Source organism: Geothermobacter hydrogeniphilus (assembly GCF_002898515.1).
In the GTDB taxonomy this organism is placed as follows: Bacteria; Desulfobacterota; Desulfuromonadia; order Desulfuromonadales; family Geothermobacteraceae; genus Geothermobacter_A.
Genome location: NZ_PPFX01000026.1, coordinates 27,446 through 44,122, shown reverse-complemented (window position 1 = coordinate 44,122; position 16,677 = coordinate 27,446). Strand labels below are relative to the sequence as shown.

Annotated in this window: 4 protein-coding genes; 1 reads left to right on the top strand and 3 read right to left on the bottom strand. The window is 60.5% G+C overall.

The annotated features are described in order from the left end of the window. Window positions 1–147 precede the first annotated feature (147 nt). Complete coding sequence (locus C2E25_RS11510) at window positions 148–801, top strand: YceH family protein (protein WP_103115878.1); 654 nt, start codon at window positions 148–150, stop codon at window positions 799–801. 56 nt (window positions 802–857) lie between these two features. Here the strand turns inward: C2E25_RS11510 and C2E25_RS11505 are convergent, their stop codons facing one another. The 3 genes from C2E25_RS11505 to C2E25_RS11495 all read right to left on the bottom strand — a co-directional run bounded on the left by C2E25_RS11505 (window position 858) and on the right by C2E25_RS11495 (window position 16,446). Next, window positions 858–1,316: a hypothetical protein gene (locus C2E25_RS11505; RefSeq protein WP_146032958.1), complete on the bottom strand. Its 459-nt coding sequence runs from the start codon at window positions 1,314–1,316 to the stop codon at window positions 858–860. A gap of 146 nt (window positions 1,317–1,462) precedes the next feature. Then, entirely contained in the window at window positions 1,463–11,539 is a 10,077-nt protein-coding gene (locus tag C2E25_RS11500) for a DUF2341 domain-containing protein (RefSeq protein ID WP_103115876.1), read from the bottom strand. Continuing rightward, the gene (locus tag C2E25_RS11495; RefSeq protein WP_233189415.1) at window positions 11,515–16,446 is read right to left on the bottom strand and encodes a CxxxxCH/CxxCH domain c-type cytochrome; all 4,932 of its coding nucleotides are present in this window, start codon (window positions 16,444–16,446) and stop codon (window positions 11,515–11,517) included. The genes C2E25_RS11500 and C2E25_RS11495 overlap by 25 nt, the downstream gene beginning before the upstream one ends. Between the last annotated feature and the right edge of the window lie 231 nt (window positions 16,447–16,677).

Here is a 16,677-nt window from a genome sequence, read left to right as displayed (position 1 = left end):
GAATCAGCGAACCACTGATTCCAGATATTAGCAAAAAAACATGGCCCCGCAAAAAGAGTTTCCCCAGCCTCTGTTCTTTTCGCTAACATACTTTGAATATTCTGAACAATCGACACTCCGACCGAACCACTGACAGGAGGCTCCACCATGCTTCGGCAACTGAATCCGATTGAAATCCGCGTTCTCGGCTGCCTGGCCGAAAAAGAACTCGCCACTCCCGACTACTATCCCTTGAGCCTCAACGCTCTGATCAATGCCTGCAACCAGAAATCAAACCGCGATCCCCTCATGCAGTTGAACGAAGAGGATGTCGCCGAAGCGATCGAAACCCTGCGCCCGCTCGGACTGGTGATGCTCTCAGGCGACGGCGGCCGGGTCGCCAAATACGCCCACAATCTGGACGGAAAATTCAACCTGGTTCCGGCAGAACTGGCCGTTCTGACAGAGCTGCTGTTGCGCGGAGCCCAGACGCCGGGCGAACTGCGACAGCGGGCGAGCCGCATGCACCCGTTCACCACACTGGCAGAGATCGAAGCGGTTATCAACGAATTGCTTGATCGGGAGGTTCCTTTGCTGACGCGTCTGCCGCGACAACCGGGACGAAAAGAACAACGGTTGACGCAGCTGCTGGCGGGGAAGCCGGACATCGAACCCGAGCCGACAACCGACGCCCCTGCGGTCCTGCAGGCGCACAACAGCCGGCAACGGATCGACAACCTTGAGCAGCAGCTTGCCGACCTGCGCCGGGAACTGGATGAATTGAGGAGTGATTTTACGGCTTTTCGCCGGCAGTTTGAATAACCTGAATCAATGAGTTCAAAACGACAGGAATCAACTCCCGACGTGGTCGGCAGAACTCATTGCTGCGTCAGGACCTCGGAACTGAGATTGAAATACGCGACTCTGAAACCACCCTGTTCCTCGACGAGATTCAGGGTCAGAATCGCATCGCCTTTCCGGTAACGGGCCTTCACCGTATATCTCACCAGCATCTGGTTTCCCCCTCCGGCTGTCGGCAGGGAATCGGTCTGGACAAAAACCGGCTCCTCCATCGACTGCAGCTCTCCCATCTGGGAAAAAATTTCGATAATCCGGGAAAACTTCTCCGGGCTGAGGGACTGCAGGGTCTGCTCGGTCATCAGGCTGCGGATGGCAACGGGATCCCACTGTGAAATCTCGGGAATGACTTTCTTGACATAGGGAACAGCGTCAACGGCATACTTGCTGATCTGATGCTGTTTGTAGACTTTGACCCCGACGATCCCACTGACAACGGCGATAACCCAGACAAGCAGAAAAATAATCAGTTTTTTCAACGACAACATCACTCCGAAAAAGGGGCGCCCGGCCCGAAAAAAGGCTCGATCCGGCGCTCCCCCCGGCAACCGGACCACTTCATCCCGTCAGCATAGCATGAATCGTCCAAAACCCGGACCGGGAAATCGCCCCGACAAAGTCGACATTACTCGACACAGACTCCATCGCCGTTGAAGAATGCCGGCGTGGTGGCTTCGGCGATGTTGCTGAATTCACCGTAAGATCTGATTTCAGGAGGTCCCGGATCATCAGTGCGCCAGGCACGCAACTGGTATCGGTAGGTGCTTTCCGGTTCGATCGCGAGCGTATCGGTGAAATTCGAGACCCCGGCCGGCAGTTCGGCGATCGGCACGAAGTGGCCGGTCAGGCTCTGCTTGTAAAGCAGAAAACCATCTTCGTCTCCCCCCGGCGGCGTCCAGTCAAGACGAACCATCCGGGAATTGACCGGCGTCGCTGACAGATCCGTAATCCCGCCGGGGTCGGTCCGCACCAGGGCCTCCCCGCTCGGTCCACTCTGCCAGACGCCGCAGGTTGACGGCTTGGTCGCCCGCACCCGGTAACGATAGTCCTGCGACGCGGCTGCCGATCCGTCAAGATACTGCCGGGAACCGGCCGCAACCGTTGCGACGACCGTGTACGAAGGGCAGCTGGATTCGAGGCAACGTTCGATGATGAACGACGCGTCCTCGTCGGCATTCCAGTCCCATGTCAACTGCACACTCCCCGCCGTTGTCGCAGCGCTCAGTCCGGAAGGTGCCTGTGGAGTCGGAGTTGCGGCCCAGACATCCTCGCTGCTGTAACCACTCTGCCAAAGGGTGGTAAACGTGTAGCAGCTGCCGGTCGATTCTTCCGTGCCGAGGCTGACGACGGCATCGTCAACCGCGGAACGAACCTGCAGACTGTGAATCACCACATCATGAGATGCCTGATGAACAGCCAGTCGCAGGGTTGCATCCTGGTTGTGAACGGCATCCAGCGAGGTGTCCATGAGCTGGGTCCACGCCTGGTCAGAGCTGCTGCGCACCAGGTAACGACTGCCGCCCGCCGGATTCAGCACGATACGCAACTGGTAATCGGTATAGGTGTAGTTGAAGAGCGGGTTGGGGAATTTGATCCCGCTGCCGTTGTAAATGGCAAGCCGTCCGTTGTCAAAATGAAAGCCGCTCGCCAGGCTGGAATAATAATAGCTGGTGGTCTGGTCCTTCTCCCAGCCGAGGGCAAAGTAGTTGAGACCGTCACTATCACCCGGCAGAGTCAGTTCGGCATAGAGTTCAAGCCCTGCCGAACGCTGGAATGTGGCCGTGGAGATCAGGGCCGACGACCAGGCATAGCTCGCCTGCAGATCGTAGAGATGCAGACCGTTGTCAGCTTCAAGATAGTTGTCGGCATCGAGCTCCACCCAGTCGGCGGGGTTGAGAAGCTGCCCGGTGAAATCCTCACGATAGAAAACGAATCGGTCACGGCGACCGGCGTCGGCGGCGTTCGGATTGCCGTAATAGAGGTCGATAGCGGCATTATTGCCGGTTTCAAGCAGTACCCTGGCCACCGCGTCGGCTTGCCCCGGCCGCAGAACTTCGACAATCCAGTAGGCCAGTTCCCGCCGCGCGGTCCGGTCGTAAAAACGCAGGTCGGCAAAATCACTGCGCATGTCACTGTCGTAGGGAACCGCAAGCTCGACCACCGAACCGGGGACAAAGGCATCAAACGTGAGCGGGACGCGTCGACTCCAGCACCCTCCGGCGGCAGCCGACAACCCCTCGCCGAGAGACTTGAGCCGATAACTGTAACTCGCACCGGCGCAGGCCGTGTCATCGGTAAAACCGGTGGCGCCGATGACCGCTGTTCCAACGGGGACAAAGCTGTCCTGGCAGGGATGGCCGCTGCAGCGCTCCACCAGGGTGCCGGTAGCGGTCGGTGCATTATTGTTCCAGGCCAGGTCGATCCGCGTAGTATTGACAGCTGTTGCGCTGACCAGCTTCGGCGACTGGATGGACGCCGCTATTTCAATCGGCCCCTGGTAACCGGTCTGCCAGCCTCCGTTGCAGACGGCCGCCTTGACCGCATTGACACGGTAGTTGTAGGTGCTGCCGGGTTCGAGTTCATCGTCCCGATAGCTCAGCACCGTCGCCGATGAGGCCAGGTCGGCGATGGGGGCGAAGTTGCTGCAGCCCGCCCCGATGCATCGTTCAATGACAAATTTATCTTCATCCTGATTGGTATCATTCCAGCCGAGATCGACCTCCACCTCAGAAATTCGGACCGCGGAAAAACCGGTCAACTCGGCAACCGTCGCGGTCGTGGTTTCAAGATAGACCCACCCGGTATCCCAAAGCGGCAGGCCACTGCTGCGCCGGGCCCGCAGCCGGTAGCTGTAGATTTGACCGGGGCAGAGGCTCGCGTCGCTGTACGCTTCGCTGTCCGGCGCCATGGTGACATCCAGAGCAGTAAAATTGGCATCGAGCGATCCGCAGCCGGCCAGACTGCCGTCACAGCGCTGCAGCTGATATTCGGTTTCGGAACCACTCTTGTCCTGCCAGGCAAGATCGACCCAGGTGGTTCCTCCGGCGACGACCGCAAACTGGTCCGGCAGCGGCGGGGCCAGGGTTGCGGCGGCCGCATCGCTCGCCTTGCTCCAGCCGCAGCCGCCGGTGACGCTCTTGGCAGCCGTCAACCGGTAGGCGTAACCGGTGGCCGGATCAAGGCCGGTATCGAAGAACCTGTAGGGAGGCTGATTGAAGAACTGTCGCAATTCAGCCGCATCCAGCGACCGGTCGTAAATAGCGACTTCATCGATCCGACCGATAAAAAAGGTGCCGGTCGCGTTGGCGCGCTTGCCGATGACCAGCGCCGCGCTGGAACCGTCGTAGCCGATCAGCGTGGTGCTGAACTGATCTTCGGCCGCCAACCCGTCATTTTTCATCAGCGTGCAACCGACACCGGGGGTGAAGGTTACGCTGAGCAGCTGCCATTGGTTGAGATCGACCGCCACCCCGGTCGAGCGCCGGCCTTCTCCGGTGTCGATGTACCAGACACCGTTGCGATGGCTGAGCCCCCAGTCGTAACCGCCATTCTCGCTGCTGAACAGATAACGATAAGAGTTGTCGCTGACGGTCGGATAGGCCCAGACGCTGAAGGTCGCTCCGCCGCCGGTCGCGCTCTGATCAAGCAGCAACGGTGTCTGCACGCTGCTGCTGCCATTGAAACTGCCGGACCGGTCGAAACGACCGGCGGCGGTGGTTGCCGTTCCGACCCGACTGCCGTGATTGCCGTTGCCGGAAGCGTCGAGGATCTCTCCGGCACTGCCATTCCAGTCCGGTTCATCCATGTGCAGCAGCAACCTGGCACCGCTGAAGCGCCCGATCTCAGTCGGAGAGGGACAGTTGAAGCCGGACCCGACGCAGCGTTGCAGCAGATATTCATCGCTATCCCCCTCGCCCCCGTCCCAGGCCAGTGAAATCTCCGATTCGGAAAGCCCGGCGGCGGCAAAATTCAAGGGCGGAGCGATCGTCAACGCCTGCCGCTCTGCCGTCATCCAGCCACTCTGCCAGATCGGGACACTGTCCCGTTCGGAACGCAGGCGATAGGTATAGGCGCTCTCGGCACAGACCGTCAGATCGGAATAGTTCAAACTGCCCCCGGGCAGTGTGACCGACGGACTGAAATCGGAGAATTCTGCATCCTCGTCACAGGCGCTGCCGAGACCGCTGCAGCGTTCAAAGGTCAGCAGCGTTTCGGTGGTGGTCGCCAGGGACCAGTTCAGATCGACCCTGGTGGTTCCGACCGAGTTGGCTGTCAAGCCGACGGGAGCGGACACCGGGTCAGTACTGACCGGCGTCGCAATTTCAACCAGTGGGCCTGATGAAGCACAACTGTCACTGCGCAGGGCCCGCACATCGAAACTGTATTCACTTGCCGGATCAAAGGTGCCGAGAGTCAGGGTATAGTTATGGAGATAACGATCCTGCACCTCCTGCGCGCTGAGCGGGCGCTGGTAGACAACGACCTCGTCAATGCGACCCTCGAAATGATAACCGCTGTAGGTACTCGACGCGCGCCGTCCGATCACCAGGTCACTGGTGCTGGCGTCAAAACCGATATTGCTGGTGGTGAAGACATCCGCGGGACTCAAACCGCCGTTTTTATAAACCCGCACCCCGCTCTGCGGATCGAAAGTGACCACCAGCTGCTGCCACTGGTCGAAATCGACTTTGAGCCCGGTGTTGTAGCTGGTATTGCCGGTAAACACCATCCAGTTGTTCAGGGATTGAACCAGCGACCAGTCATAGCCGCCGTTTTCGGTACTGATCACATGGCGCTGGCTATTGTCGCGCCGGGTCGGATAGACCCAGACCTCGAAACTGGCCCCGGGACCGGAGGCACCCTGATCGAGGTGCAGCGGTGTCTGCAGGTAATCATCATTGCCGTCAAAAGCCCCTGCCCCGCCCGAATGCCCGCCGGCGGCAACATTGAGGCCATTGTAGGAAGTCGTGTTGCGGTCATGCCCCGAAGAATCGAGGACATCGGCGGTGCCGTTGTTCCAGCCGGCCTCATTCATCCGCAGCCAGAGCAGATCCCCTTCGGGCAGACCGCTGACGGTGCTGAGGGTGAAGTCACTCGGCTGGCTGCAGCCGCCCGCGGTGGCGCACCAGCCGACCTCGAAACGATCGGCATCGGCCCACGGATAGGACCACTGCAGGCTGATCTCTCCTTCAGATACGCCTGTGACCGCAAGCGATGACGGGGCCGCCAGAGCGGGCACGTCGACTTCCACGGCCGCGCTCGGAGAAGATTCTCCCCATCCGGGGGTCTGCAGTGCCGTAACCCGGTAGCGATAGGTCTGCCCGGAACAGGTCGTGGTATCAAGATAGGCATCAGCCGTCGCCCCGAGACTGTTATCGAGAGTAATGAAACTGCCGCATCCCGTTCCCTCACAACGCTCGACCTTGAAACCGGTCTGGGTTGTCGTCCGGCTGACCCAGCTGAGCCGAACCCGGCCGTCACCCTCGACCTGTACCTGCAGGTCGGGCGCCGGTGGAACCGTCAGCACCTCAAGCCCCGCCGATGGCGCCGTCGGCCAATCGGCGGCACAGCTGCCGGCGCGGTCGGCCCTCACCCGGTAGGTGTAATCGCGATTGACGTCGGTGCCGGAATCATTGAAACGGGCGAGTCCCTGCTGATACAGGGTTGCAGCCTCGGAAAGAGAGAGCGGCCGGTTGAAGACCGCCACCTCGTCAACCTGCCCCTGGAAACTCCGGCGCTGATAACGATCCAGAACCTCGGCAGCGGTCAAGGGCCGGTCAAAGACCGTCACCTCGTCAACCAGTCCTTTGTAATAGGCACTGTTGCTGCCGGCATCCCTGCCGATGGTGAAATAATTGGATGTGCCGTAACCGATGGACTGCGGGGTTGAAGGGACGCCATTCTTATAGAAAACAACCCCCTTGCCGGGATCGAAAACCGCGACCAGGTGCTGCCAGCGGTTGAGATCGACCGTCCCGACATAGATCAGGCTGTTGCCGGTGGCGACCCGCCACTGATCATGGTACTGCAGGATTCCCCATTCATTGCTGTTGTTGTCCGTACTGAGCAGGTGCCGCCAGCTGTAGCTTGAGGTATCGGTCGGATAGACCCAGGCCTCCATGGTCACCCCGGCGGAGGAGGCGGACTGATCGATCAGCAAGGGCGTGGATACGTAATCATCGACACCGTCGAACTGACCGGCCCGACCGGAATGGCCGGTGGTGGTGTCGGCCCCGCCATAGGAGGTTCCGTCAAGACCTGCGCCGGAGCTGTCGACAACACCGGCGCTGCCGTCACTCCATCCGGCTTCGTCCATGTGCAGCTGCAGCAGCGTCCCGGCGGGATTATCCTGATAACCGACCTGCAGCGGGGCACTCGATGTGTCGAAACCGATGCCGGGATCGCTGAACTGATCACTGCCGTTCTTGAAAAAGCTGACTCCGCCCTGCGGATCAAAACTGGCCACGACCTGCTGCCAGGCACCGACATCGACAGCGATCCCGGTATCGATCGGTCCGGATTCTGCGCCGGTATTCAATTGCCAGGTGGCGCCATCATGCAGCAGGCTCCAGTCATTACCGCCGTTATCGCTGTCGAACAGGAAAAACTGGCCACTGCCGGCATCCGGTTTGACCCAGGCAGCAAAGGCGGCACCCGAGGATGCTGATGACTGGTCGATGGTCAACGGCGTACTGATCCGGCTGTCATTGGCGAAATGCCCCGACCGGCGATAGCGTCCGTAGGGGACCGTTGCGGCGTTCACGGACCGGCCGTGATTGCCGTTGCCGGAGGAATCGACCACCTCGCCGGCAAGACCGTTCCAGGCGCTCTCATCCATGCGGTAAAGAAGCTGCACGCCCGCCAGGGACGGAAGGGTGGCCAGGGGGGTGAAGGACGTGTCGGAGCAGTTGGCGGCGATATCGTCACAGCGTTCGATCAGGAATTGCTCTTCGGCAGCGGTATTATCCTGCCAGGAAAAAGCGACACCGGTCTCACTGACACGGTCGGCGGACAGCGCCGAAGGCGCCTGAGGATGCTGCGGGGCGACCCCGGCGGTCCCGGTCGGCTGGCTGTAGGCGGTCGACCAGAGACCCGGTTTACGGGCGAACACCCGGTAACGATAGACGTCACCGGCACAGGCGGTGCTGTCAATATAACGACCCAGTCCGGTGAGGCTGTCGACAACCGTCGCGGCGTCAACGGTAAAGCTGGTCATGGTACTGAAATCGCAACCGCTGCCGCTGCAGCGTTCGATCACGAACTCATACCCACTCGCCCCCGGAGTGTTGTCGATCCAGGTCAACAGAATGTCCGATTCATTCTGCAGAACGGCCGTGAGCTGCCCGGGAGCAACCGCGGCGGCGGTCTGCACCGACACATCGACCCAGCGCGAGGCGTCACCCGAAGTCGTGGTGCTGCGCAACCGGTAGCAGTAGCTGCTGCCGATGTTCAGTCCACTGTCAAAATAGCTTTCACTGCCCGCGGGCAGGTCGGCCAGTGCGACAAAGCTGCCGGGAGATTCACAATCGCCGAGGGCCCGCTGCAGCTGGAAACCATCCTCGCCGGTGACGATATCGAACCAGTTGAGCTGAACTTCGGAATAGAGCTGGGTGGCCCGCAGGTCATCCGGAGCCTGCAGCACCGGGCTGGGAAGACGAAAAACCAGCAGGTCGAGATCCCCGTTGCCGTTCAGGGTTGAACCGGCCACAAAGGTTTCCCCGACCCGGTTGGTGGTCACGGCAATCGGGGTATCGTCCAGGCCATCAGGGCTGTCATAACGGGTGGCGGCGACAACATCACCCAGATGGTTCCACTGGACCGCCAGCATATCATCCCAGCCGCCACCGCTGACAGTGGCGATCAGGGTGAGGATGCCGCTGCGGTCGATACTCATGGCGGTCCCGATTTCGTCATCGGGAAGATCGAGACGGTGACGCCAGATCTCCCGGCCGCCGCCGGCACCATCACCCGCGGGATCGAGCCGTACCAGCAGCAGATCGTGGTTGCCGGGGGCGGTCAGTACGGTCCCCCCGAGCAGCAGCGCGCCATCGGCCGGGTCGATGGCGACTCCGACGGCGGCATCATAACCGACGGCAGACCCGTACCACTGCTGCCACAGCAGCTGCGCACCAGCGACCCCGGTGCCGTCGGGCAGTCCGTCCCCGGCCCCGGAAAACTTGGCCAGATAGATATCGCCGTCACCGACATTGCGTTCCGAGGTCGCGGCGACGTACAGATCACCGGCGGCATCGACCGCCAGATCCACCACCCGGTCACTGCCGGCGGCGGGGCCGTCAAGAACCGCCTGCCAGAGCAGGCGCCCATCGGTTCCGTCATAACAGAGCAGCAGCAGATCGTCACTGCTGCCGTTGAAACTTCGGCCGCCGACGAAAATCCTGCCGTCAGGCGCGAAGGCGACCGCCGCCGGAAAATCTTCTCCACCACCATCCCAGGGCAGAGCGGCCCAGGACCGACTGCCGTCGGGATCATATTTGAGCAGGTAGACATCGTCATTCCAGGCGGCATTTTTTCCATAGCCGATGACAGCCGCCTCATCCTGCGGATTGCCGGCAACGGCAATCGCCAGCGACTTGTCATCATCCCCGGCGGGACCGTTATACTGGTCGGTCCACAGGGGACTGCCGCCGGCGGCGGGGTAACCGAGTGTATAGATATCATTGGTGTTGCTGGCCCCGCCACCCCAGAGCGAGGCATAACCGGTCACCAGCGGTCGGTTGCGGCTGTCGACAACGATGGCGGTCGCCGCGTCTCCCTGGTTGTCGCCATCGTTGTAGCGGGCCTGCCAGAGTTCGGTCGAGGGATTGCCGCGGTCGAGCTTGATGGTCAGGTAGTCGTAGCCTTCCAGGGGACTGAAGGTGGTCCCGGTTACCGCCGGCTGCAGATCGGGTCCGCAGGCGATCGCCGCCGGTTCATCATCGCCGCCGGCGGCACCGGCGAAACGGTACTGCCAGGTCGGTGGATCGTAGCTGATCAAGGTGGTGCGGGCACTCGCCTCGTTACTGTAGGGCGAGGCGCCGACCCCGCTGCGAATCGCCTGAACCCGATAGAAATAGCGGGTGTCGCCATTCAACCCGGTATGTTCATAACTGTTGGCCGAGGCCGGCAGACTCGCCACCGGCGTGTAAATGCCGGTGGCGGTACGTACCTCGATACTGACGGTTTCAGCCGACGGATCATTGTTCTGCCATTGGAGATGAATCTGGCTGTTGCTGACCACGGTCGCCGCAAGAGCCGTCGGCGGATCAACACGACCGGCATCATAACGCAACGCCAGCAGGTCGAAATCAGGATTCCCGGCGCCGCCCTGATCGCTCCAGCCGGCAACCAGCAGATCGCCGTCCGGAGCCAGGCCGATACCGACCGGCCGGTCATTGCGACCGTTGCCGTCATAGCTCGTCTGCCAGAGGAAGGCACCGCTCTGCCGATACTTGCACAGGGTAATGTCATCGAAACCACCCTGGGCGTCATTGTTGTAGCCAAGGACATAGAGATCGCCGTTCAAACCGGCAAGCACCCTGACCGGGACATCATTGTTGCCGTTGCTGCTGTTGCGCAGATCGGACCACTGCATGACTCCTGCGGCCGAATAACGGGCCAGGTAGATATCAAAGGCAGTGGAGGTGGTAAAACTCCGGCCGGCGATAAAGATATCCCCGGCAGCCGTGACCACCAAGGCCAGGCCCTCATCCTCGAACCCGCCATCATAATGATCCACCCAGACGGCCGGACCATAGACGGCCGGATATTTGATCAGAAAGAGATCCCGTCCGGACGGGTCGCTGCTGCCCGCCACATGACCGAGCATCACGACATCACCTTCGGCATCGACGGCCACGGCATTGCCGCGTCCGTTGCCGCTGTCGGTGTAACGCTGCGCCTGCGGCCAGAGCGGGCTGCCGGAATAATCGACCTTCATGGTGAAGGCATCGAAATCACCGGCGACGGCACTTTCGCTCTCGCCGGTCAGGGCCAGTCCGTCAACCCCGGCGGCCAAGGCCGTCAACCGATCATGTCCCCCGGCCGGTCCATTGTAGAGATACGTCCAGAGCGGCTTGCCGTCGGCCTCGGGACCATCGGGTGAAAACTTCATCACCAGGGCGTCGTCTTTGTTTCCCTGGCCCTGGACATAGCCGCCGACGTAGATATTGCCGAGCGCGTCGAGAACCACCGCGGTCGGATAATCGTCTCCCCCGGAGGGGCCATCATAGATATGCCGCCACATCAGGGTACCGTCAGTGCCACGATACCTGGCGGTCAGAATGTCAAAATCGGAGCCGTTGTGAACATAACCGGTGACGATAATATCACCACCGGGAGCGATCGCCACGGCAGTTGCCGCATCCTCGCCACCGGCATAATCGTAACTGACCATCGGCCAGGCCGCGCCGCTGCCATCCCCTTTGACCTTGAGCAGGACCAGATCCCGGCCGGCCCCGTTGCTGCTGCCGACCAGCACCAGGTCACCGGCATCATCAACCACGGCATCCGCAGCCATCTGGTCACCGGCAAGAGATTCAATCCAGGGCCATCCGGGCCGCAGTTCGCCGCCGGCCGCGACAACGGGGGAACAGGTTCCGACAACCATCAGCAGCACGACGAAACCATGCAGAATCGACAACCGCCGGCGGAACATGACCGATTTCAACACTCCCCCCCCTACCATGGTGTCACCTGGTTCCATTGCTGATCCTTGTAATTGCTGTAGGTCTCGGTTCCCCCTTTGGCTCCGGGTGACTGGTGACAGGGCTGATAGCGGTAGCGCAGGCGCGGAAAATGGCTCTGCTCATCGTACCAGCCCGGCTCGACACCACCGCTTTCGAGTTCACCGCGATGTTTCCAGTCCAGGCAATTGGTCCGCATCAACCTGGGCAGACCGGAGCTATGCGGTTGATGGCATTTGGCGCAGGGGAAACTGTGTTCAGCATTGCTGCCCCACCCCTTGACCGCCTGATGAACCCGGTCGCGGCTGCCGAAGGGTTGGCTCTTGTCCATGCCGGCGGTCAGGTTCTGCTGCGGATGGCAGCCGAGACAGAGGCCAGCGAACTGCTGCGGCGACTCACTGATATGGGTACGGTTGGTCAGATCGCCAAAGGCCTTGCGGTCGATCTGAACATGACTGCTGGTCAGTTGCGGCTGGGCCGAACGCGGCCTGACATCGGTCTGGGGATGGTCTTCCTTGTAGGGATCGGTCAGCCAGGTCCCCTTCAGCAGCGGGACCCCGTATTGCTGGTCACTGCCGAGGGTCGGGCTGACACCGTGCGGGTCGTGGCAGGCGGCGCAGAGACCGTTGACCTGTCGCCCGGCCGGATTGTCCAGCGGCGGCGACAGCTTGCTGAAATGCCCGCTGATGCCGGTCTTGCCGGCCATGAACGCCCAGCGGCCCTTGACGCCGTTGTCACCGCCGTCAAAACGGGAGGAATCCCGGTACCCCCGGATCGGCTCACTGGCGCCGAAGGTCGATTCAAATCCCCAGGGCTTTTCACCGGCGCTACGGGTCTCGTGGCAGTCGAAGCACTGGCTCGCTCCCGGGTTGAGCTGACTTAACGCGTTGCTTTCCGCCTGCGCCCGGTAGGTCACCGAATAGCCCCCCTTGCCGGCCTGGGTTTCCTTCAAATTGGCGCCGCCATGGCTGCCGTCGAAGGTCACGTAACTGCTGGTGATGCCGGTGGTGTAGGAACCGTGCGAACTGTGACAATCGAAACACTGGATATTCTGGCTGCCGTCGCGGGTATTGGGCAGGGCTTCATCCTCGCCGGTGGCCAGATCCCAGCCCCCCTGGTTGGCAACGGCGTTGCCATGGGCCGAAAAAGCCTTGGTCAGCTGTTTGTCCGCCAGTCCGGGACCGCTGTACTTGCCCCAGAGAGTGGTGCCGGTCTGCAGGTAGCGGGCGGCAATGCTGGTACCGTCCCAGGCATACTGGCGGGGAGTCTTGCAGTCACCGAAGGGCTCGGTCAGATTGTTCTGGTCGGAGTGACAACCGAGGCAGTGCTGGCTGACTTTCCCGATTTCCTGCCGTTCGTTGACAGTACCGATGGCGGTGGCGGAGAACTGGACCGCGGTGACGCCGTCCTGGTAATCGGTCGGGCGGGTTCCCGGCCCCCAGATCACCAGATCGACCGGCGCATTACTGGTCGAGGTATAGGTCTTGTTGTTGTAACCGGAGTGATGATCGCGGTTGATCAGACCCTCGGGCGTTGCTTCCCAGTGACAGGCGTAACAGTCACGGTTACTGATCGGCCTGCCCTGGACATGATGCGACTGGCCGTTGAACTGACGCATGATATCCATCCGCCCGTTGATCACCCCGTCGTGGCACTTGGTGCAGTCACGCGACTGGCTGAAAGCAGTGTGAGCAATTTCGGGCTTGTTCAGATGACAACTGTTGCAGGCCTGTCCGGAAGCGTGATTGTCCCGGAAACTGTGCTCGTGGCAATTGGTGCAGGGCCGCCCGGAATTGTGATCATCACCGAAATTTTTCTGGTAATGGGCGGTGCTGTCATGACAAACATTGCAGATGCCGTTGAAAGGAGGCAGGCTGCGGGCGAAATCCTTGCCGCTCAAGGTACGGGTAAAACTGACCTCGGCCCGGGTCTGGGGGATACCGTACACACCGTCGGTGGTCGTCGCCACCTTGTTCTGAATCATGTAGAGATTCTTGTCACCATGCGGATCATGGCAGTCCCAGCAGAACTTGCCGCCGCCCCAGACACCTTCCGAAGTGTACTTGTCATAATGCTTGTGACCGAAGTGGGTGGACCCTGCCTTGCTTGAGCCGGCAATGAATCCGGTCCCCGGATCATAACCGATACGGTAGGGGTTCTGCGTCGGGTCGCCGTTCCAGGTATGGCACTCGTTGCAGCGATTGTTGCTGTCATCATCATGACACTGCAGACAGACACCATTCATGATGTACTGACTGCGGACATCGGCCTTCTGCTGCGGGGTCCAGAGACCGGCTCCGGTCTTGTGCCTGGAGGCGTCGTCCGGATGGCAGAGGCTGGTCACACAGGACGTCGAGCCATCGGTGAAACCGGCATGATCCTGACTGAAGGGCGGACTGGTGATGGTCGCCAGTTGCGGAGCCAGGCTGTTGGCGTCGTTATGGCAGCCGAGGCACTCATTGTCGGTGCCCTCCATGTGACAGTAGACACATTCCTTTTCAAAGCGTTTACCGAACTGCTGATGCAGTTTCAGCCGGAACGGATTATCCGGCGTCTTGTGCAGCACATCCTGATCGTGACAATACCAGCAGGGGTTGCCGGGAAAATCGGCCGCCGCGTTGCCGCTCGGGTAAGGACCGGAGGACGCCGGCCGCCCATGCCCGCTGGTCACCCATTCATCCATATTGATGCGCGCCCGGATCCCGTTGAAGCTGCCGAAATCATCGACATCCGCCAGCGTGGTCCCATGACAGGTGAAACAGAGAACTTCGTTGTCGCGCGAATCCCCCCACTGGGGATCGGACCCGGTATGGCAGGCGGTATTGGAACAGCGCTTGGTTGCCGGGTCATAACTGCCGCCGTCCTTGAAAACGACATCCTTGACCTTGTTGACGTGAAAGGAGGCATTGACGTGACCGACCTCGGTCATGCTCCCCTGCGGAATACCGCCATCATGACAACCGGCGGTCTGGCAGGAACCGACCACGGTATTGGCGTGACAGTTCTCGCAGGAAAAGTTGGTCTGCAGGTGGCGCAGGTGAGAGTTGGCGCGGGCGGTGCCGGGTCCGCCGTTGGCATACATCGGCATGGCCGACTTCCACTGTTCTTCAGGAGGAAAGGCGGTCCGCCCGTCGCTGTGGCAGGAAGAACATTCACCGTCGGGATGTCCGTGACAGGTATTACAGTCGGCGTGTTTGCCGAGATCCCAGGCGAAATTGCGAACCTCGGGGTTCACTGTGGTGCCGTCGGAATGGCAGTAGATATTGCTGCAGACCTTGCTCTGCGCATCGTAATCGGGACTCTGCAGACCGTCGATCGCCCAGCGGGAGTCAAACACCACATCTTTGCTGAAATTGACATGCCGGCCGAGGTCGCGGATCTGACCGGAGGCGTCGACCGTATTGGCGTGACAGTATTCGCAGGGGTACTGGCGGATCCAGTTGCTGCTGGCCAACCGGTCATGGGCATTGCTCTGCATTTCGACGGCATCCCCGATGCGGCCGTTGTGACAGTCGGAACAGGTCGTCGGTTGGCTGTCGGACCAGGCGACATTCCGATTCGGCGGACCGCCGCGGCCATCACTGTGACAATAGGTCAGATCGCAACCGCGTCCGGACGTGTTGTAACTGCCGCCGACCGGTGCTGAAAAGACCACATCCTTGTTGCCGTTGAGATGTTTCGCCGGGTCGGCGATGCTGCTGTCGGTCCGGGCGGTGGCGGCATGACACAGCGCGCACTGAAAATCGTAGGGCGTTCCGGTATGGCGGCCATGACGACCGCTCAAGGTCGTTCCCTGTCCCCCGCCATCATGACAGGAGGAGCAACTCTGGGCTGAACCTCCCCAGACCGGATTGCGGTAGACGGTCACGCCGTCAAAAGGTGACGCGTTGCTGTGGCAGGACAGATTGTCGCAACTGCTGTAGGCAGGCGTGGTCTGGTAGCCGTTCTGTTCGCTGAAACGACTGGTTTCATCGCCATCGTCATAAACCGCGCCATCCAGACGGGAATCACCGGGATCGAACCGGACTTCGGAAAGGCCATTGTTGTGGACGGATGTCTTGTGGCAGGCCGAACAGGCAAGCGGTTCCATAACGGTACTGCTGCCGGCATGGGCCGGGTGACTGTTCCATTGCGGCGGAATGTCATGACAACCGGTGCATCCCGGTTTGAAGGCATTGCTGTGCTGATGGCAACCGATGCAGTCTTCGCGATTGTGGTGATCCGTTCCCCCCGGCTGTCCGCTCAGATCAAAACGGTGAACATCGGTCAGGGTATGACAACCTTCACAGATGTGATTGGAACTGCTGCCGTCAGCACGGCTGTCATCGCCGAAATCCGCCGTGCCGTTGACGGCACTGGTGAAGCTGATCTGCATCCCGGCCGCCTCGATCGGCAGTTGATCGGTGGAATCGGGATCATTGACCCGAAGATCTTCGCGGATCATCTTGATATTGGTCGTCTGCCGCGAATGACAGGTCTCACAGGTATAGCGCCCGTACTTCCCGCCTTTCACTCCCCAGCCGCCGGCCGCCGACCAACGGGAAGACCCGGTCGACCGACTTGAATGGATCAGCGGATTGTAGGGGGCAAGGCCCGTGTAGGTCTGGACGATGTCGGCATTGTCGGGATCACTGAGAGTGACCCTCACCCCATAACTCAGGTCATTGCTCAACCCGGTGATCGTGTAGCCATAGGGACTCGCGTGGTGGGCGAGCTGGACACTGCCCAGGGGCGTACTCCAGTCCCCTCCTTCCTCGATCCACGCGATCAGAACCTGGTTGTCGCCGTTGTCATCACCGGTGTAAGCCAGAGACAACGTGATCGACCGGTTGCCGGGTGTCAGCAGCCAGGTGTCGGCACTGCTCTGCGGCGTGGCAAAGGCCACTGAAGGGATGGCCAGCACAAGAAAAAGCAGGCAGCCGATCACCAATCGACAAACCTGCTCAGAGCTTACGTTGCAAAACGGCCTCTGCCGCATCATCTGAACGTCCATCCGAACCCCTGACGACCAATTGTACTATTTAATTAATTTACAAATTTGAATGAAATGCACTTTACATACCCAGCTCTCATTTTCTTTACCAAAAAAATAGGGATAACGATCAACCTGTGAAAAACAGAACAGTTAAACGCTTTTAAAGCTTGGGGATCGAAAGGA